This is a genomic window from Yoonia sediminilitoris (genome assembly GCF_003058085.1).
Lineage (GTDB): Bacteria > Pseudomonadota > Alphaproteobacteria > Rhodobacterales > Rhodobacteraceae > Yoonia > Yoonia sediminilitoris.
Genome location: NZ_QBUD01000001.1, coordinates 661,756 through 679,220, shown reverse-complemented (window position 1 = coordinate 679,220; position 17,465 = coordinate 661,756). Strand labels below are relative to the sequence as shown.

The following is a 17,465-nucleotide window of genomic DNA, read 5'->3' as shown; positions in this document are numbered from 1 at the left end:
CGCAGATGAAGCACTTTCCGATCTTTCTTGCTGTCGCAGGGCGCCGCATTGTCTTGTCTGGCGGTGGTGATGCCGCAATGGCCAAGCTGCGCCTGCTCATGAAGACCGAGGCCAAGCTGACGGTCATCGCCGCCGAAGTGGCCCCGGAAATCCATCGCTGGGCTGCCGATGGCAAGTTGAAGATCGTCAAACGCGCGATGGAGCCAGGCGATGCGCTATGCGCCGCCCTGTTCTATGCCGCCAACGAAGACGATGCCGAAGACGCCCGCGTGTCCCGCATCGCCCATGCAGACGGTGCGTTGGTCAATATCGTCGATAATCTTGCCGACAGCCAGTTCATCACCCCCGCCATCGTGGACCGCGATCCTGTCACCGTGGCCATCGGCACCGAAGGTGCTGCACCTGTTCTTGCCCGCGCGATCAAAGCCGACCTCGAGGCGCGCCTGCCAAGTTCTCTGGGCGTGCTGGCGCGCATCGGCAAAAGCTTTCGTCAAGCCGTGGACGCACTGCCCATGGGCCGCAAGCGCCGCGACTTCTGGTCGGCGTTCTATTTCAACCATGGTCCGAAGGCCTTTGAAAAAGGGGGCGAAGCTGCCGTTCTTCCCAGCCTGAAAAAGCTGCTTGATAGGCATATTGCAGGGCGCAAAACCGACGGGCATGTTGATCTTGTCGGCGCAGGACCCGGCGACCCCGAGTTGCTGACGCTGAAGGCCCGCAATGCGCTGGATAAAGCGGATGTTGTCATTCATGACCGTCTTGTGACGCCAGAAATCCTTGAATTGGCCCGCCGTGAAGCGATCGTCATTGATGCGGGCAAGGAAGGCTTTGGCACCTCAATGGCGCAGGCCGATATTGACGCGCTGATCGTGCAACATGCACTTGATGGCCACCATGTGGTGCGCCTGAAGTCAGGCGATCCGACCGTTTTTGGCCGACTTGACGAAGAAATCGCAGCGATCGAGGCGCATGATATCAGCTACCGGATTATTCCCGGCATCACGGCGGCCTCTGCCGCCGTGGCGACCATCGGGCAAAGCCTGACGAAACGCCACCGGAACTCTGCCGTGCGTCTGATCACAGGGCACGACACCAAAGGTTACGCCGATCAAGACTGGCAAGCGCTTGCCGCAGCGGGCGAAGTGGCCGCGATCTACATGGGCAAGAAATCCGCACGCTTCATCCAGGGCCGGTTGCTGATGCATGGTGCCGATCCTGCAACGCCGGTGACAATCATCGAAAACGTCAGCCGCGCCGATCAGCAGATCATCGCGACAACGCTGGCAGAACTGGAGCCCACATTGACGCAGGCCAACCTGCAAGGCCCCGCCATCACATTTTACGGCCTCGCCCCCCGCGCGGCCCTGTCCCAAGCCGAAAAACTCAAGGAGTTTGCATAATGGCCCGGAAATTCACCCCCAAAGTGATTACTGCCAACGCCCTGCTGGGAGGCGATGCGGTCTGGCTGACCGAAGATGACCGCTGGACACGCGATATTCGCGAAGCTGAACTGATCACCGACGAAGCCCATGGCGATCTGCGCCTGTTGGAGGCCCAAGCGCGCGCGCATGAGATCGCAGGCGCCTATCTGGCCGATGCCGTGGCGGGCCGCAACGGGCCCGAACCCACGCACTTCCGCGAAGCGTTCCGCACCCGTGGCCCCTCAAACTATACCCATGGCAAGCAAGCGGAGTTGTCCTGATGTACGTCTACAACGACTTTGATGAGGCCTTCGTGCGCGAACGCGTCGCCCAGTTTCGCGGACAGGTCGAACGCCGCATTGACGGTTCCCTGACCGAGGATGAGTTCAAGCCACTGCGCCTGATGAATGGCCTTTATCTGCAATTGCACGCCTATATGCTGCGTGTGGCCGTACCTTATGGCACGCTGAATGCCGCACAAATGCGCCAGCTCGCCTACATCGCAGACAGGTGGGACAAGGGTTATGGCCATTTCACCACCCGCCAGAACATCCAGTACAACTGGCCAAAGTTGCAGGATGTGCCCGACATGCTGGAGGCGCTTGCCGATGTTGGCATGCATGCGATCCAGACATCCGGCAACACGATCCGCAACGTGACTGCAGACCATTTCGCGGGCGCTGCAATGGACGAGATCGAAGACCCGCGTCCCATCGCTGAATTGCTGCGCCAATGGTCCACAGACCATCCTGAATTCCAGTTCCTGCCGCGCAAGTTCAAGATCGCGGTGACAGGCTCTGAAAATGACCGTGCGGTGACAAAAGCCCATGACATCGGGCTGCGCATGGTGCGCAATGACGCGGGCGAGCCGGGTTTTGAGGTGATCGTCGGCGGCGGCCTTGGCCGTACGCCTATGGTGGGAAAAGTGCTGCGAGACTTTTTGCCCAAGGCCGACCTGCTGCCCTATTGCGAGGCGATTGTCAGCGTCTACAACCTGCTGGGCCGCCGCGACAACAAGTACAAGGCCCGCATCAAGATCACCGTGCATGAGAACGGGATGGAGAAAATCCGCGATTTGGTTGATGCGCGTTTTGCCGAAATCAGCAAAGGCTTTGCTGGCCACGATCAGGCATTGCTGGAACAGATCACAGCGTCCTTTGCCCCGCCCGCCTTTGTCATCAAAAGCACTGACGGTTTTGAGGCTGCGCGCCTTGCCAACCCCGCCTTCCGTTCGTGGACCGACACCAACCTGTCGCCCCACAAGGCGGACGGCTATGCCATCGTATCGATCAGTATCAAGAAACACGGGGCAACGCCGGGCGATGCGACCTCTGACCAGATGCGCGTCATGGCTGATCTGGCCGCGAAATACGGACATAACGAACTGCGGATCAGTCACGCGCAGAACGTGATCCTGCCGCATGTGCATAAATCTGACCTGGCCAAGGTCTATGCGGCCCTACGTGAGGCGGATTTAGCAACAGCCAATATCGGGCTGGCCTCCGACATTATCGCCTGCCCGGGCATGGATTATTGCGCGTTGGCAACGGCGCGGTCGATCCCCATTGCGCAAGACATCGCCACGCGCTTTGACGAATTGAAGATCGAACATGACATCGGTCAGCTCAAGATCAAGATATCGGGCTGCATCAACGCCTGCGGGCACCACCATGTGGGCCATATCGGGATTTTGGGTCTCGACCGTGCGGGGGTGGAAAACTACCAGATCACGCTGGGCGGTGACGGAACAGAAACAACAACCATTGGTGAAAGGGCTGGTCCCGGCTTCAGCGCTGATGAAATCGTGCCCGCGATCGAGCGGCTTGTGACCGGCTATCTTGATCTGCGCAAGGACGCGGACGAGACATTCCTGCAAACCTATCGCCGTCTTGGCATGGCCCCTTTCAAGACCATTCTTTATCCATCAGAGGACAAAGCAGATGCCGCTTAAGGAACTCGCCGAACGCCGCAACATGCTGCACCGGAAATCGGACGCGCAGACTATCGTCAAACATGCGCTGGACGACGTGCAGATTGGCAAGGTCGCGCTGGTGTCCTCCTTCGGGGCCGAGGCTGTCGTACTGCTGCACATGGTCGCACAGGTGGGCAAGGCCACACCTGTGATTTTCCTTGATACGGAAATGCTGTTCCCTGAAACGCTGGCCTATCAGCGCGAGGTGTCCGGGCTCCTTGGCCTGACCGATGTGCGCATCATCGGGCCGGACCGGAACGACGTGTTGACCCATGATGTAGACGGACTGTTGCATCAGGCGGACACGGATGCCTGCTGTGACTTGCGCAAGACGCGGCCTTTGAATAGGGCGCTGGGGGAATTTGACGGCTGGATCACCGGGCGCAAGCGCTATCAGGGCGGGCAGCGCGCGCAACTGCCGCTGTATGAAAAAGAAGATCGCAAGATCAAGATCAACCCGCTTGCCAATTGGTCGGCACAAGACGTGCAGGATTACATGGGTGCGCATGACCTGCCGCGTCATCCACTGGTGGCGGACGGGTATCCGTCTGTGGGCTGCATGCCCTGTACCACCCGCGCCAATGTGCTGGAAGATCCCCGCGCAGGCCGTTGGCGCAATGCGGAAAAAACGGAATGCGGCATTCACAACCGCCCACGCAAGGAGCATGCGGCATGAGCGTGATTGTCACCGACAAAGGGTTCTCCGCAGATGATTTTCGCTGCGGTTTCGTCACACCGCAGGACTGCGCCGCCAACGATTGCGATTACGGGGTCGATCTGCCCTCTGACACGGCCCCGGATGCGCTTGCCGGTCTGACCAATGCACCCATGATCCGCATTGATTTCCCGTCATCTGCTGATGGGCGCGGCTTTACGTTGGCCGCCATGCTGCGGCGGGCGGGCTACAAAGGGCGCTTGCGCGCCAAGGGGCACGTACTAGCGGACCAATACGCCATGGCGCGCCGGTCCGGATTTGACGAGGTCGAAATCGACGCGGCCCTTGCCGCCCGCCAACCGGAGGACCAATGGCTGGCCCGCGCCGACTGGCGCGCCCACAACTATCAAGCCCGCTTGCGCGGCTAGACTTTTCACCTGATCTACATCAAAGACAGTTACGGAGGGCGCATCCTACAGGTGCGCCATGATACTTATGACCGAGCAAACACCTGTGACCCAAGCCACCGCCAAAGCCGTCCCCACCCTGCCCGACGCACAGACTGTCACGCAGGTGAAACATTACACCGACCGCCTGTTCAGCTTCCGGGTGACACGGCCTGCTTCGCTGCGGTTCCGATCCGGTGAGTTTGTGATGATCGGTCTGATGGGTGATCCTGACCCCAAGACCGGCCGACAAAAGCCATTGCTGCGCGCCTATTCCATCGCGTCACCGTCATGGGATGACGAATTGGAGTTCTATTCGATCAAGGTGCCCGACGGCCCATTGACCTCACGCCTGCAACATATCACCGAGGGGGACGAGATTATCCTGCGTCCCAAACCCGTTGGCACGCTGGTGCACGATGCGCTGCTGCCCGGCAAGCGCCTGTGGTTCTTTGCGACCGGCACCGGCTTTGCACCTTTTGCGTCCTTGCTGCGTGATCCGCAAACTTATGAAGATTACGATGAAATCATCATTACACATACATGCCGCGAAGTGGGTGAGCTAACCTACGGGCGCGACCTGATCGATAGCCTGCGCACCGACGAAATGCTGGCTGAACTGATGGGTGAAGGATTTGCCGACAAGCTGAAATACTATCCCACCACGACTCGCGAAGAGAGCCCCAAGATGGGCCGCATCACCGACCTGATGCGCACGGGCGAGGCATTTGCCGATCTTGGCGTTCCACCTCTCAACCCCGCTACCGACCGGGCGATGATCTGCGGCAATCTGGCATTCAATCTGGAACTCAAAGAGATGTTCGAGGAATATGGTCTGGAGGAAGGCGCGAATTCCAAGCCGGCCCATTATGTGGTCGAAAAAGCGTTTCTGGACTAGAGAATTGGTGAAACTGTCAGAGTAAGGACAGAACCAACGCCAGAGTCACACTCCGCCTGAACCAAGCAAAAGGCGAGCAGCGCCCTGCCCGTCGATGCGGTTCGGGCGCTGTCCAACCTTTACCGGGGCATTTTTGCTGCACGGTGAGACGTCATTGTGGGCCTTGGAATAGCTGAGATCGATCAACTCAACCGCGAAACGATCACCGTCACTTCGGGTTTCTTCCCAATTTCACCTTGCGCAGACCGCCGTGCGATGGATTTCAGCTCTTTTTCCAGCTTCACGTCATCGCGCAGTGTCTTGGCATTGGCCCGGTTGATGAACTGGCTCAGGTCCTCTTCGACCACTTCAACAAGGGCCGTATTGGACGAACCTGTTTCAGTGAGACCTGAAATTTCAACCCAAGGGTCGCCCAGCGGCTCGTCGTTTTCATCAACAATCAGCGTCACAATCATATGGCCGTTCAGGGCCATGCGGATACGGTCGCGCACGATGCCGTCCAACGCACCGATCTGGACAGAGCCATCCAGATAGGTCCGTCCGGTATCGATATATTCGGCCACAGTCGGCGCGTTGCCTGACAGGTCAATCATCATGCCGTTGACTGCGACAATACCGGTCAGACCGCCCGCGTTGCCCAGCTTTACATGTTCGCGCAGGTGACGGTGTTCGCCGTGCATCGGGATCAGGATCTGTGGTTTGACAATCTCGTGCAGCGTTTGCAGGTCGGGCCGGTTCGCGTGGCCGGACACGTGATATTTGCCACCCGCATCGTCGATCACGTCGACACCCATCTCGGACAGTTGATTCATGATGCGGATCACGCCGCGTTCATTGCCCGGAATTGTCTTGGAGGAAAACAGGAACGTATCCCCTTCCTTCAACTTCAGCCCAAGGTAAGACCCCTGTGCCAATTGCGCAGAGGCCGCCCGGCGTTCGCCCTGTGACCCGGTGACTAGCAGCATCACATGTTCGCGGGGCATATTCAGCGCGTCCTCGGGTGAAACGACGGGCGGAAAGCCGTTCAAAATGCCCACTTCGGTCGCGGCCTCAACCATGCGCCGCATCGCGCGGCCCAGCAGCACAACGGAACGATCCGCCTTTTGCGCAGCAATCGCCAGCGTCTTGAGACGCGCGATATTCGACGCAAAGGTGGTCGCAACGACCATGCCCGTTGCCTCTTTCATCATGTCAGCAATCGCGTCACCGATGGTGGATTCCGACCGCCCCGGTTCCAGCGAAAAGACGTTTGTGCTATCGCAGACCAGCGCCTTGACCCCGTCCTTCGAGACCTCTTCCCACAGACTGCGGTCCCACGGGTCACCAACGACGGGTGTGCGGTCAATCTTGAAATCGCCGGAATGCAGCACGCGGCCATCAGGGCTGTCGATCAACAGTCCCGCGCTTTCGGGAATAGAGTGACTGATCGGCAGGTAAGATACTTTGAACGGCCCACAGGTGATGATTTCAGGGTAGACACCAACCACTGAAACGACGCCTTCAGGCTGGCCCTGCTCGACCAGCTTTCGCTGCGCGATATTGGCTGTGAAGGGGCGCGCATAGACAGGTGCGCCCAGTTGTTCCCAGAAATGGCCAATGGCACCGACGTGGTCTTCGTGGGCGTGGGTGATGAATATCCCGTCAATCTGCGCCTTGCGTGCGACCAGCCAACCGATATCGGGCAGGATCAGATCAACGCCCGGTGTGCCGTCCATATCGGGAAAGGTCACGCCCAGATCAACCACGATCAGCCGTTCTTTGCCCGGTTTGCCGTAGCCGTAGACATAGGCGTTCATGCCGATTTCGCCGGCACCTCCGAGGGGCAGATAGATCAGGCGGTCGCTCATGCATTGTCCTTGTTATAGCGGTGGATGACGGTCAGGCCGTGCATCGTCAAATCGTCTTCGAATGCGTCAAACAGGGTTTCGGCCTGTTGAAACAATGGCGCAAGGCCACCGGTTGAGATCACCTGCATCGGCAAGCCCCGTTCGGCCTTGATCCGCGCACATATCTCGCGGACCAATCCGATGTAACCCCAAAAGACACCTGATTGCATGCAGGCCACAGTATTGGTGCCGATCACCGCCTGCGGCTTTGAAATATCCACATGAGGCAAGGCGGCAGCGGCGTTGTGCAGCGCCTCAAGCGACAGGTTTACGCCCGGCGCAATGACCCCGCCAACATAGGCCCCGTCGTGCGCGACCACATCGAACGTGGTTGCAGTGCCGAAATCCACCACGATGAGATTGCCGCCATGCCGGTCATAGGCCCCGGCCGTATTGACCAGCCTGTCAGGGCCCACTTGCGTACCTTCATCTACGCGGGGCATGCGCGGCAGCAGGCAATCGGGCTTGCCGACAACCCATGGGCGGCAGTCGAAATAGCGGTCAGCAAAAACCCGCAGGTTCCACACCACGCGGGGCACGGTGGAACTGACGATGACCTCATCGATATGTACATCCAGTTTCTGAAACTGCATCAGACTGGTCAGCCAGACGTAATATTGGTCAGCCGTGCGCTGCCATTCTGTGGCTGTGCGCCAGGTGGCGATGAATTTCTCACCGTCCCAGATCGAAAACACGGTGTTCGTGTTCCCGCAGTCAATGGCCAAGAGCATGGGACACCCCCTTTGTTAGAAAAACACGTCAGCCGCAGCGATGGCGCGGGGACCTGTGCCGGTGATCAGCACAAGGTTGCCGTCCTGATCAATGCTGTCAAATATGCCGGTCACATCCTCGCGCCCTGTGCGGGCTGTGATGACCTCGCCCAACCGTGCGGCCTGTGCCAACCAGTCATCGCGGATGCGTGCAAATCCGAAGTGGCGCAGCTTGTCCTCCTGGGTGGCGTAGGCATCGGCAAGCGTCGTCAAAAAGTCCAGCGGATCAACATCCCAGCCGCCCGCAGCCTTCAGGCTGGTCGGCGGAAAGGCCGCATCAGTCACGCCGTCCGGCACATGCGACAGGTTGACCCCGATCCCGATCGAGAGCCAATCGATGTAAGGCCCCTGCCCACTGCTTTCGAGCAGAATGCCCGCCACCTTGCCGCCCGACAGCAACACATCATTCGGCCATTTCAGGGCCAGTTTTTCCGAAGGCACATAGATTGCCAAGGCCGCAAACAGCGCATTTGCCGCCAGAAAGGACCGTTTGGCTGCCTCTTGTGCCGTCGCATCAGGCCTGAAAACCAATGTGGCGTTCAGGTTGCCCGGCGGTACGACCCAGGCTCGCCCGCGCCGCCCGCGCGCGGCAGTCTGTGTGCGTGCCATGATCCATGTGGGTTGCCTTATGTCAGGGGCGCGCCGCGCCGCTTCGGCCATCGTGCTGTCCACGCTGTCAAGCACGACCTGCCCGTATCCACCGGGCCACGCAGCGTGGCCGCTGTCTTTAGTTGACAAGCGCCGCTGCCGCTGCTGCTGCAATCGGGTCCAGACCAAACAGGTTGATCCCCGGCACCCACGCCAGCCCGACGATGGCACCGCTGACGACTGCAGTGACCCACAGGACAGGCGGTGCACGGCCGTCCAGCGCGTCACTGTCTTCACCGAAATACATGTAATAGACGATGCGCAGATAATAGAACGCACCGATGACCGACGCGATCACACCGGCAACAGCCAGCCAGCCAAGGCCCCCGTCATAAGCCGCCAAAAGCACTGCATATTTACCAAAGAACCCCAGCATCGGCGGCACACCGGCCAGACTGAACATCATCACCAGCATGATAATGGCCAACAGAGGCTCGCGCTTGGAATAGCTTTTCAGGGCGGCGATATTTGTCACCGGGCGCCCGTCTTTTTCCATCGTCAGGATCAGGGCAAAGGTCCCAACATTCATGGTGACATAAATCGCCATATAGATCAGCATCGCCTGCACGCCCAGTTCCGTACCCGCGGCAAGCCCCATCAGGGCAAAGCCCATATGCGCGATCGATGAATAGGCCATCAGGCGTTTGATATCGGTCTGCCCAATGGCTGCAATAGCACCAAGGAACATGGACACGACGGCAAGGAAGGCTACGATCTGCTGCCAGTCGGCTACGATATCGCCAAAGGCATCATGGGCCACGCGGGCAAACAGCGCCATGGCCGCCACTTTTGGGGCCGTGGCAAAGAAGGCGGTGACAGGCGTGGGCGATCCTTCGTAGACGTCTGGCGTCCACATATGGAACGGCGCTGCCGAGACTTTGAAGGCGAACCCAGCAAACAGGAAAACCAGCCCGAACAGCAACCCGATCGAAGGGTGGTGCGCCGTTGCTTCAAGAATGCCGGAAAACAGCGTTGTGCCAGTGTAGCCGTAGGTCAGCGATGCGCCATACAGCAGCAGACCAGATGACAGCGCGCCCAACACAAAATACTTCAGTCCGGCCTCGGTCGATTTCACACTGTCGCGGCGCAACGATGCGACCACATAAAGCGCCAGTGATTGCAGTTCCAATCCCATATAAAGCGCCATCAGGTCGCCCGCGCTGACCATGACCATCATGCCGACCACAGCCAAAGCAACCAGCAGCGGGTATTCAAACCGCAACAGCCCACGCCGCTGCATATACCCTTCGGACATCAGCAACACGGCGGCCGCAGACAGCAGGATTGTGACTTTGCTGAACCGCGCAAAGCCATCATCGACGAACATGCCACCAAACCCTACATGAGTGCCCTGCCCGTTGATACCGATCCACGCTGCGAGCAGCACAAACAGAGCGGACGTTGCCCAAGTCAACACAGGGGCCATGCCGTCTTTGCTTGTGTAGACAGCTGCCAACAGTGCGCCCATGGCATAAAGTGCCAACAGGATTTCAGGCATGACGATTTGGATATCAGCGGAGATCATGTCGTCCGTTCCTTAATTCGATGCAAACTGCGTGGCGGCCTCGAAGGTCGCCAATGCTGTTTCGTAATTGCCGACAAGTGCGTTCACACTCGGGCCAATGATGTCGAGGACAAGCGCGGGATAGACGCCCAGCAGCAGTGTCATCGCCACCAGCGGCGCAAAGATCGCACGCTCGCGGGTATTCATGTCCTTGATCGTCTTCAGGCTTTCCTTGATCAAATCACCCATCACAACGCGACGGTAAAGATAAAGCGCATAGGCCGCCGACAAGATCACGCCAGACGTGGCAATCACGGCCACCCATGTGTTGACCTGGAAAATGCCCATCAGGGTCAAGAATTCCCCGATGAACCCTGATGTGCCGGGCAGGCCCACGTTGGCCATCGTAAAGAACATGAAGATCAGCGCATAGGCGGGCATCCGGTTGACCAGTCCGCCGTAGGCGTCAATCTCGCGGGTGTGCATCCGGTCGTAAATCACGCCGACACAGAGGAACAGCGCACCAGAGATAAAGCCGTGGCTGATCATCTGGAAAATCGCCCCATCAATCCCCTGCTGGTTCACGGCAAAGATGCCCATGGTCACATAACCCATATGTGCCACCGAAGAATAGGCGATCAGCTTTTTCATATCTTCCTGAACAAGGGCCACAAGTGAGGTATACACAATCGCAATCGCCGACAGCCACAGCACCAGCGGGCCCATCACTTCTGATCCGACGGGGAACATTGGCAGGCTGAACCGCAAGAAGCCGTAGCCACCCATCTTGAGCAGAATCGCCGCCAGCACCACCGACCCGGCGGTCGGCGCCTGCACGTGCGCATCGGGCAGCCATGTGTGCACGGGCCACATCGGCATCTTCACCGCAAAGCTGGCAAAGAAGGCGATCCAAAGCAGGGTCTGCATGCCCCCGATAATCTGCACGCCAAGGATACTGAAGTTTTCAGTCTCGAACGTATAGGTCATCAGGGTCGGAATGTCGGTTGTGCCCGCAGCGGTGAACATCGCCACCATCGCCACCAGCATCAATACAGAGCCAAGGAAAGTATAAAGGAAGAACTTGAAGGATGCATAAATCCGGTTCTTGCCGCCCCAGATGCCGATGATCAGGAACATCGGGATCAGACCTGCCTCGAAGAACAGATAGAACAGCACCAGATCAAGGGCGAGGAAAACGCCCAACATCAACGTCTCAAGGATCAGGAAAGCAATCATATATTCCTTGACCCGCGTACCGACGTCCCAGCACGACGCAATGACAAGCGGCATCAGGAAGGTGGTCAGCATCACGAACAGGATGCTGATCCCGTCGACGCCCATCTTATATTGCAGGCCCAGCAGCCAGTCGCGTTCTTCGACCATCTGAAAACCGGTGTTGGCGGCATCAAAGTTGGAAAGAATGAAAAGCGATGTGATGAAGGTGACAACCGTCGTGACCAGCGCGACCCACTTGGCATTGCGCTGTGCTGCAGCGTCCTCACCCCGCAGAAAGATGGCCAGAATGGCCGCCCCGATCAGCGGAATGAAGGTCGTAAGCGAAAGGATATTGCCCATTAGCCTGCCCCCCCGCCAAGAGAGACAATCGTCAGCAGCACCGCCAGCCCAAGGACCATCGCAAAGGCGTAGGTGAACAGATAACCCGACTGTGCCCGTCCGGCGAGCCGCGTAAAGAATGGAATAATCCCCATGGCCAGCCCGTTGATGCCCCCGTCAATCGTTTTCGTATCGCCTTGCTTCCACAGGATGCGCCCCAGCGCAAAGGCCGGTTTGACAAATATGAAATCGTAGATTTCGTCAAAGTACCATTTGTTCAGCAAGAAAAGATAAAGCGGGCGCTGTTGTGCGGCCAGTCTGGCAGGAAGTTCAGGGCGGCGGATATACATCTGGTAAGCCAGCGCGAGCCCGGTCAGCATCGCAAGGAAGGGCGACAGCTTTACTAGCCAGGATACCTCATGTGCGTCGTTCAGGACATGATTGTCAGGATTGGCATGAATAGCCCCCTGCCCAGGCTCACCTGTCAGCACATAATGCGGCTTGGCATGATCGCCTTCCGCAGCGGCTTCATCGCTATGTGCCGCATCATCGCCATGGCCTGCGTCCGCATGCTCCGCACCTTCGACAGCGTAAGGTACGCCAAAGAATTTGCCGACCTTGTCCGTGTAGCCAAAGAATGACCCGTAAAACACCATCCCGCTCAGGACCGCACCCACTGCGAGCACATAGAGCGGTGCCAACATCGTCATTGGGCTTTCGTGGGCATGTTCATGGGTATGGGTATCGCCGCGCGGGGTCCCGAAGAAGGTCATGAACATCAGACGCCAGCTATAGAAACTGGTCATCAGGGCCGCGATCAGCAGCATCCAGAATGCGTACCCCCCGCCTGTGCCCGCATAGGCGCTTTCGATGATCGCATCCTTTGACACGAACCCGGCAAAGCCGACGGGGAAGCCAATATAGAGCAACGGAATGCCAACGCCAGTAATGGCCAGCGTGCCGATCATCATCATCCAGAAGGTCTTGGGGATTTTGTGGCGCAGGCCGCCATAGTTGCGCATGTCCTGTTCGTGATGCATCGCATGGATGACCGAACCGGCCCCAAGAAACAGCATCGCCTTGAAAAAGGCATGTGTCAGCAGATGGAACATGGCGACTGAATAAACACCCAAGCCAGCTGCCACGAACATATAGCCCAACTGCGAACAGGTCGAATAGGCAATGACGCGTTTGATATCGTTCTGGACAAGGCCCACGGTGGCGGCAAAGAACGCGGTCGATGCCCCCAGCCACACGATAAAGCTTTGCGCCTGCGGCGCATATTCCATCAGCGGCGACATCCGGCAGACAAGAAAAACACCCGCCGTCACCATGGTCGCTGCGTGGATCAGGGCCGACACGGGCGTCGGGCCTTCCATCGCGTCAGGCAGCCATGTGTGCAGGATCAACTGCGCCGATTTGCCCATCGCGCCGATAAACAGCAGGACGGCGATCAGATTGAGCGTGTCCCACTCGGTGCCGATAAAGCTAATCGTCTGGCCTTGCAGACCAGGGATTGCGGCAAAGATATCTTCAAACCGGATGCTGTCGGTCACCATGTAAAGGGCAAAGATACCCAGCGCGAAACCGAAGTCACCGACACGGTTGACGACAAACGCCTTGATCGCGGCGGCATTGGCCGTCGGCTTGCGGTAGTAAAAACCGATCAGCAGGTAAGACGCGACGCCCACGCCTTCCCAGCCAAAGAACATTTGCACAAGGTTGTCGGCCGTCACCAGCATCAACATCGCAAAGGTAAAGAACGACAGATAGGCAAAGAAGCGCGGGCGATAGCTTTCGCCTTCCTTGAAGTTGTCGTCATGGGCCATGTAGCCAAAGGAATAAAGGTGAACCAATGCCGACACGGTGGTGATTACAATCAGCATCGTAGCGGTCAAACGGTCCATCCGGATCGCCCAGTCCGTCGACAAGGTGCCACTTTCGATCCAGCGCAGAACCGTGACCGTGTAGCCGCCGTTATGGTGGGCAGAGGCATCAAATGTCAGGAACACGATCCATGACAGCAAAGCCGCCAAAAACAGCAGGCCGGTCGCCGTCCACTGGGCCGCGGCTTCACCGATGAATTTCCAGCCAAAGCCACAAATCAGCGCGCCAATAAGCGGGGCAAAAAGGATGATGGTTTCCATGAATTCAGCCCTTCATCACGTTGACGTCTTCAACGTCGATGGTCCCGCGATTGCGGAAGAAACAAACCAGAATGGCAAGGCCAATCGCGGCCTCTGCGGCGGCAACGGTCAGCACGAACAGGGTAAAGACCTGCCCCACCAGATCGCCCAGATAACTGGAGAAAGCGACCAGATTGATATTCACCGCCAGCAGCATCAGTTCGATGCTCATCAGCAGGATGATGACGTTTTTTCGGTTCAGGAAAAGCCCGAAGATGCCAATCACAAACAGGGCTGCCGCCACTGTGAGGTAATGTTCCAGTCCGATCATCGGGGTCCCTCGTATTCTGTCTTGGTGCCGCGTAATTCAGGATAAAGCGCGTTGCAACCGCAGGTCTCTTGTGTGCCGGTCGATGTGGCAGCAGGGATACCCAGCGCAACAGCGTCTGACCGCAACTGGGCCATATGGCCCACGGCCCCATTGTTCAATATCTGCCGCGCTGCTGCTCGCTGATCCACCAGTGTTTCCCCACCGCCGTTACGGCTGGCACTTGTCAGAGTCAGTTGCTCGCCCGAGCGGCAATCGGTCAGGATCAAATCGTCTGCAAAAACCAGGTTGCCGGCAGCTTGTTTCATCGTACGGCTGGTTGCAGTCAAGACACGACCATTTCCCAGATCATGCGCGGGCAGCGCCTCAAACCTGGCAAAAGGTTCACCCTGACTGCGGATGACCTGGGCACAAACGGTCGACTCAAACGAAGAGGCACAGCCTGACACAACAGTCGCAGATGCGAAAGCAAGCGAGGTCATGCGCATCCCGCCTCCTGCCCGGTATCATATGACCGGGTCATCGCCGATGCGATGATGTGGTCTATGAAAACTGCTTTGGTCATTCAAATCTGTCTTTCGGTCGCGCCGCTGAACGGCCTCAAAGAGTTATCGTCTTGCTTCCACTATCAGTGAAACATTGGCAAACTACCCAAAATGAATTTTCGAGAAAATTCATCCGCCCAAATTTTTCTAGAAAAATTTGCAGTCACAGCCCCTGCCCCGGCTTCACGTCTCGCAGTTCCATTGCCATCGCCGGATCGCGCGACATTTGCTCCATCACGTTCTGACGTTTGACATCCACACGATGGCGTAGGGTCAGAACGATGGCTCCAATCATGGCCACCAGAAGGATCAGGCCTGCCAATTGGAACAGCATGATATATTTGTCATAAATTAACAGACCCAGCGCACGGGTATTGTCCATGTCACCTGATGGTGCGGCCAGACGGCCATCCACGCCATCCGCAAAACCCCAAACGCCAAGTGCCAGTGCAAGCTGCATGATGATGACCACGCCAATCAGCAGGGCAAGCGGCAAGTATTTGGTCATTTCCGCCTTGAGAGCAGCAAAATCGATGTCGAGCATCATTACAACAAACAAGAACAGAACAGCAACAGCGCCTACATAGACGATGATTAGCAGCATTGCGACAAACTCTGCCCCAAGCATCACGAACAGCCCCGCGGATGACAGGAACGCGAGGATCAGCCACAGCACAGAGTGCACCGGATTACGGCTCACCACGGTGAACAAGCCGCCGATCAGGGTGCTGATCGCAAACAGATAGAAGGTGAACGCAAAAACTGTCATTCGGCTTCGTCCTTTTCGTCCAATACGTCGTTGGCAAGTTCCATGGCCTTGGTCATGGCAGGCACACCTGCGAACATGCCCATCTGGGCAATGGCTTCGGCGATCTCTTGTTTTGTGGCATCCGCTTCGACCAGGTGGCGGATGGTCAGTCTGATCTGTGCCTCGGCCTGCGCGCCCAGAACAGTGAGCGCGGCCAACGTCAACAGCAACCGGGTCTTCGCATCCAGCCCGTCAGGATTGATTCCCTTGCCAAAGAACATCTCCATCGTTTCCTTTGGCATCGTCGGCCATAGCTTTTCAAAGCCCTTGGCAGTAAAGGCATCCGCGTCGATGTTCATCGATTTGGCCCAATCCTGGCCCAGCTTCATCATCGCTTCAAAGGGGTTTTGATCGCTCATCTGTAGGGCGCATCCAGTTCAAGGTTGCGCGCAATCTCTGATTCCCAGCGGTCGCCGTTTTCCAGCAACTTGGTCTTATCATAATACAACTCTTCACGAGTTTCGGTGCTGAATTCGAAATTCGGGCCTTCGACGATGGCATCCACGGGGCAGGCTTCCTGACAAAAACCGCAGTAGATGCATTTGGTCATGTCGATGTCATAGCGCGTTGTGCGGCGTGACCCATCATCGCGCGGCTCTGCGTCGATTGTGATGGCCTGCGCAGGGCACACGGCCTCGCACAATTTGCAGGCGATGCAGCGCTCTTCACCGTTGGGATAGCGGCGCAGGGCATGTTCGCCGCGAAAACGGGGGGAAAGCGGTCCCTTTTCATGCGGATAGTTCACGGTCGCCTTTGGCGTAAAGAAATACTTCATCCCCAATTTGAAACCCTGCCAGACATCCTGCAACAGGAAGTATTTGGCTGCGCGGTTATAATCGATTTGCGTCATATCAGGCTCCAATCGCCCAGCGTGCCCAGAAACCACCAAGCACTTCGAATTTTGCAAGGAATGCGACAATCACGACCCAAGCCAGTGACAGCGGCAGGAAGACCTTCCAGCCGATCCGCATCAGCTGGTCATAGCGGTAGCGTGGCGTGATCGCCTTGACCATCGCGAAAATGAAGAAGCAGAACACCATCTTCAGGACCATCCAGTGCGGCCCGTCGCCGAGGATCCACCATTCGCTGACCCCCGGAATTGGTGACAACCATCCGCCAAGGAACAACAGCGACACCAGCGCGCACATCAGCACCACGGCCATCAACTCGCCGATCATGAACAACAGGAACGGGGTCGAGGAATATTCCACCTGATAGCCCGCAACCAGTTCTGATTCCGCCTCTGGCAGGTCAAATGGTGGTCGATTGGTTTCTGCCAACGCGCTGACAAAGAACAAAAAGAACATCGGGAAATGCGGGATGATGTACCAGCTCAAGAAGCCTGCACCGGATTGCGCCGCCACGATATCCCCGAAATTCATCGAATTAGTCGAAATGATGATTCCCACAATGATCAGCCCGATGGATACTTCGTAGGAAATCATCTGCGCGGCAGAACGGAGCGAGCCCAGAAACGGATATTTGGAATTCGACGCCCAGCCGCCCATGATAACGCCATAGACTTCGAGCGAGCCAATGGCAAAAATATAGAGAATGGCTACATTGATGTCGGCCAAAACCCAACCGTCATTGAACGGGATCACCGCCCATGAAATCACCGCCAGCACAAAGGCGATCATCGGGGCGAGAAAGAACACAGCCTTGTCCGCGCCCGCAGGAACCACGATTTCCTTGACAATATACTTGAGGAAATCCGCAAAGGATTGCAGCAGGCCGAACGGCCCGACAACATTGGGACCCTTGCGGATTTGCACGGCAGCCCAAACCTTGCGGTCCGCGTACATCAGAAATGCAAGTGCCACGAGGATCGGGACCAACAGCAACAAACATTGCCCAAGGATCACAAGGACGATGCCAAGGTTGGTATTGGTGAAGAAATCAACCAT

18 protein-coding genes are annotated in these 17,465 nt (G+C 57.5%); 6 read left to right on the top strand and 12 right to left on the bottom strand.

The genetic code is table 11. From position 1 onward, the window contains the following. Positions 1-5 precede the first annotated feature (5 nt). The 6 genes from cysG to C8N45_RS03375 are packed head-to-tail and all read left to right on the top strand — an operon-like array spanning position 6 to position 5,389. Entirely contained in the window at positions 6-1,397 is a 1,392-nt protein-coding gene (gene cysG, locus C8N45_RS03400; RefSeq protein WP_108384771.1) for a siroheme synthase CysG, read from the top strand. Then, positions 1,397-1,699, top strand: a complete 303-nt coding sequence (locus tag C8N45_RS03395; RefSeq protein ID WP_108384770.1) for a DUF2849 domain-containing protein — start codon at positions 1,397-1,399, stop codon at positions 1,697-1,699. The genes cysG and C8N45_RS03395 overlap by 1 nt, the downstream gene beginning before the upstream one ends. Beyond that, positions 1,699-3,369: a nitrite/sulfite reductase gene (locus C8N45_RS03390; RefSeq protein WP_108384769.1), complete on the top strand. Its 1,671-nt coding sequence runs from the start codon at positions 1,699-1,701 to the stop codon at positions 3,367-3,369. The genes C8N45_RS03395 and C8N45_RS03390 overlap by 1 nt, the downstream gene beginning before the upstream one ends. Beyond that, positions 3,359-4,066: a phosphoadenylyl-sulfate reductase gene (locus tag C8N45_RS03385; protein WP_108384768.1), complete on the top strand. Its 708-nt coding sequence runs from the start codon at positions 3,359-3,361 to the stop codon at positions 4,064-4,066. Before C8N45_RS03390 ends, C8N45_RS03385 begins: the two co-directional genes overlap by 11 nt. Beyond that, positions 4,063-4,473, top strand: a complete 411-nt coding sequence (locus C8N45_RS03380; RefSeq protein WP_108384767.1) for a DUF934 domain-containing protein — start codon at positions 4,063-4,065, stop codon at positions 4,471-4,473. The genes C8N45_RS03385 and C8N45_RS03380 overlap by 4 nt, the downstream gene beginning before the upstream one ends. A 58-nt stretch (positions 4,474-4,531) precedes the next feature. Further along, positions 4,532-5,389 carry a ferredoxin--NADP reductase gene (locus C8N45_RS03375; RefSeq protein ID WP_108384766.1) on the top strand — a complete coding sequence of 286 codons (858 nt, stop codon included), beginning with the start codon at positions 4,532-4,534 and terminating at the stop codon, positions 5,387-5,389. Between the two features lie 182 nt (positions 5,390-5,571). Here the strand turns inward: C8N45_RS03375 and C8N45_RS03370 are convergent, their stop codons facing one another. The 12 genes from C8N45_RS03370 to nuoH form a co-directional block, all read right to left on the bottom strand. Next, positions 5,572-7,236: a ribonuclease J gene (locus tag C8N45_RS03370; protein WP_108384765.1), complete on the bottom strand. Its 1,665-nt coding sequence runs from the start codon at positions 7,234-7,236 to the stop codon at positions 5,572-5,574. Beyond that, complete coding sequence (locus C8N45_RS03365) at positions 7,233-8,006, bottom strand: type III pantothenate kinase (protein ID WP_108384764.1); 774 nt, start codon at positions 8,004-8,006, stop codon at positions 7,233-7,235. The genes C8N45_RS03370 and C8N45_RS03365 overlap by 4 nt, the downstream gene beginning before the upstream one ends. Positions 8,007-8,021: 15 nt before the next feature. Beyond that, on the bottom strand, positions 8,022-8,783 hold the full coding sequence (locus tag C8N45_RS03360) for a biotin--[acetyl-CoA-carboxylase] ligase (RefSeq protein ID WP_108385141.1): 762 nt from the start codon (positions 8,781-8,783) through the stop codon (positions 8,022-8,024). Then, a complete protein-coding gene (gene nuoN / locus C8N45_RS03355) occupies positions 8,773-10,218 on the bottom strand; it encodes an NADH-quinone oxidoreductase subunit NuoN (protein ID WP_108384763.1) in 1,446 nt (481 codons plus the stop codon). Before nuoN ends, C8N45_RS03360 begins: the two co-directional genes overlap by 11 nt. 12 nt (positions 10,219-10,230) lie before the next feature. Beyond that, positions 10,231-11,772 carry an NADH-quinone oxidoreductase subunit M gene (locus tag C8N45_RS03350; RefSeq protein WP_108384762.1) on the bottom strand — a complete coding sequence of 514 codons (1,542 nt, stop codon included), beginning with the start codon at positions 11,770-11,772 and terminating at the stop codon, positions 10,231-10,233. Next, positions 11,772-13,898 (bottom strand): NADH-quinone oxidoreductase subunit L, encoded by a 2,127-nt coding sequence (gene nuoL, locus C8N45_RS03345; protein ID WP_108384761.1) that lies wholly within the window; start codon positions 13,896-13,898, stop codon positions 11,772-11,774. The genes C8N45_RS03350 and nuoL overlap by 1 nt, the downstream gene beginning before the upstream one ends. A 4-nt stretch (positions 13,899-13,902) precedes the next feature. Next, positions 13,903-14,208: an NADH-quinone oxidoreductase subunit NuoK gene (gene nuoK / locus C8N45_RS03340; protein WP_008235370.1), complete on the bottom strand. Its 306-nt coding sequence runs from the start codon at positions 14,206-14,208 to the stop codon at positions 13,903-13,905. Further along, positions 14,205-14,687, bottom strand: a complete 483-nt coding sequence (locus tag C8N45_RS03335; RefSeq protein WP_133175928.1) for a hypothetical protein — start codon at positions 14,685-14,687, stop codon at positions 14,205-14,207. Before C8N45_RS03335 ends, nuoK begins: the two co-directional genes overlap by 4 nt. A gap of 226 nt (positions 14,688-14,913) precedes the next feature. After that, entirely contained in the window at positions 14,914-15,519 is a 606-nt protein-coding gene (locus C8N45_RS03330; protein ID WP_108384759.1) for an NADH-quinone oxidoreductase subunit J, read from the bottom strand. Next, positions 15,516-15,917 carry a carboxymuconolactone decarboxylase family protein gene (locus tag C8N45_RS03325; RefSeq protein ID WP_108384758.1) on the bottom strand — a complete coding sequence of 134 codons (402 nt, stop codon included), beginning with the start codon at positions 15,915-15,917 and terminating at the stop codon, positions 15,516-15,518. The genes C8N45_RS03330 and C8N45_RS03325 overlap by 4 nt, the downstream gene beginning before the upstream one ends. Next, entirely contained in the window at positions 15,914-16,408 is a 495-nt protein-coding gene (nuoI, locus tag C8N45_RS03320; protein WP_108384757.1) for an NADH-quinone oxidoreductase subunit NuoI, read from the bottom strand. Before nuoI ends, C8N45_RS03325 begins: the two co-directional genes overlap by 4 nt. A gap of 1 nt (position 16,409) precedes the next feature. After that, on the bottom strand, positions 16,410-17,465 hold the full coding sequence (gene nuoH / locus C8N45_RS03315; protein WP_108384756.1) for an NADH-quinone oxidoreductase subunit NuoH: 1,056 nt from the start codon (positions 17,463-17,465) through the stop codon (positions 16,410-16,412).

Excerpts from the sequence above, each read along its gene's own strand:
- C8N45_RS03365 (WP_108384764.1), bottom strand. The coding sequence starts at position 8,006 with ATGCTCTTGGCCATTGACTGCGGGAACACGAACACCGTGTTTTCGATC.
- C8N45_RS03385 (WP_108384768.1), top strand. The coding sequence starts at position 3,359 with ATGCCGCTTAAGGAACTCGCCGAACGCCGCAACATGCTGCACCGGAAA.
- C8N45_RS03335 (WP_133175928.1), bottom strand. The coding sequence starts at position 14,687 with ATGACCTCGCTTGCTTTCGCATCTGCGACTGTTGTGTCAGGCTGTGCC.
- C8N45_RS03375 (WP_108384766.1), top strand. The coding sequence starts at position 4,532 with ATGATACTTATGACCGAGCAAACACCTGTGACCCAAGCCACCGCCAAA.
- nuoK (WP_008235370.1), bottom strand. The coding sequence starts at position 14,208 with ATGATCGGACTGGAACATTACCTCACAGTGGCGGCAGCCCTGTTTGTG.
- C8N45_RS03395 (WP_108384770.1), top strand. The coding sequence starts at position 1,397 with ATGGCCCGGAAATTCACCCCCAAAGTGATTACTGCCAACGCCCTGCTG.
- nuoN (WP_108384763.1), bottom strand. The coding sequence starts at position 10,218 with ATGATCTCCGCTGATATCCAAATCGTCATGCCTGAAATCCTGTTGGCA.
- C8N45_RS03370 (WP_108384765.1), bottom strand. The coding sequence starts at position 7,236 with ATGAGCGACCGCCTGATCTATCTGCCCCTCGGAGGTGCCGGCGAAATC.
- C8N45_RS03350 (WP_108384762.1), bottom strand. The coding sequence starts at position 11,772 with ATGGGCAATATCCTTTCGCTTACGACCTTCATTCCGCTGATCGGGGCG.
- nuoL (WP_108384761.1), bottom strand. The coding sequence starts at position 13,898 with ATGGAAACCATCATCCTTTTTGCCCCGCTTATTGGCGCGCTGATTTGT.
- nuoI (WP_108384757.1), bottom strand. The coding sequence starts at position 16,408 with ATGACGCAAATCGATTATAACCGCGCAGCCAAATACTTCCTGTTGCAG.
- C8N45_RS03380 (WP_108384767.1), top strand. The coding sequence starts at position 4,063 with ATGAGCGTGATTGTCACCGACAAAGGGTTCTCCGCAGATGATTTTCGC.
- nuoH (WP_108384756.1), bottom strand. The coding sequence starts at position 17,465 with ATGGTTGATTTCTTCACCAATACCAACCTTGGCATCGTCCTTGTGATC.
- C8N45_RS03325 (WP_108384758.1), bottom strand. The coding sequence starts at position 15,917 with ATGAGCGATCAAAACCCCTTTGAAGCGATGATGAAGCTGGGCCAGGAT.
- C8N45_RS03330 (WP_108384759.1), bottom strand. The coding sequence starts at position 15,519 with ATGACAGTTTTTGCGTTCACCTTCTATCTGTTTGCGATCAGCACCCTG.
- C8N45_RS03390 (WP_108384769.1), top strand. The coding sequence starts at position 1,699 with ATGTACGTCTACAACGACTTTGATGAGGCCTTCGTGCGCGAACGCGTC.
- cysG (WP_108384771.1), top strand. The coding sequence starts at position 6 with ATGAAGCACTTTCCGATCTTTCTTGCTGTCGCAGGGCGCCGCATTGTC.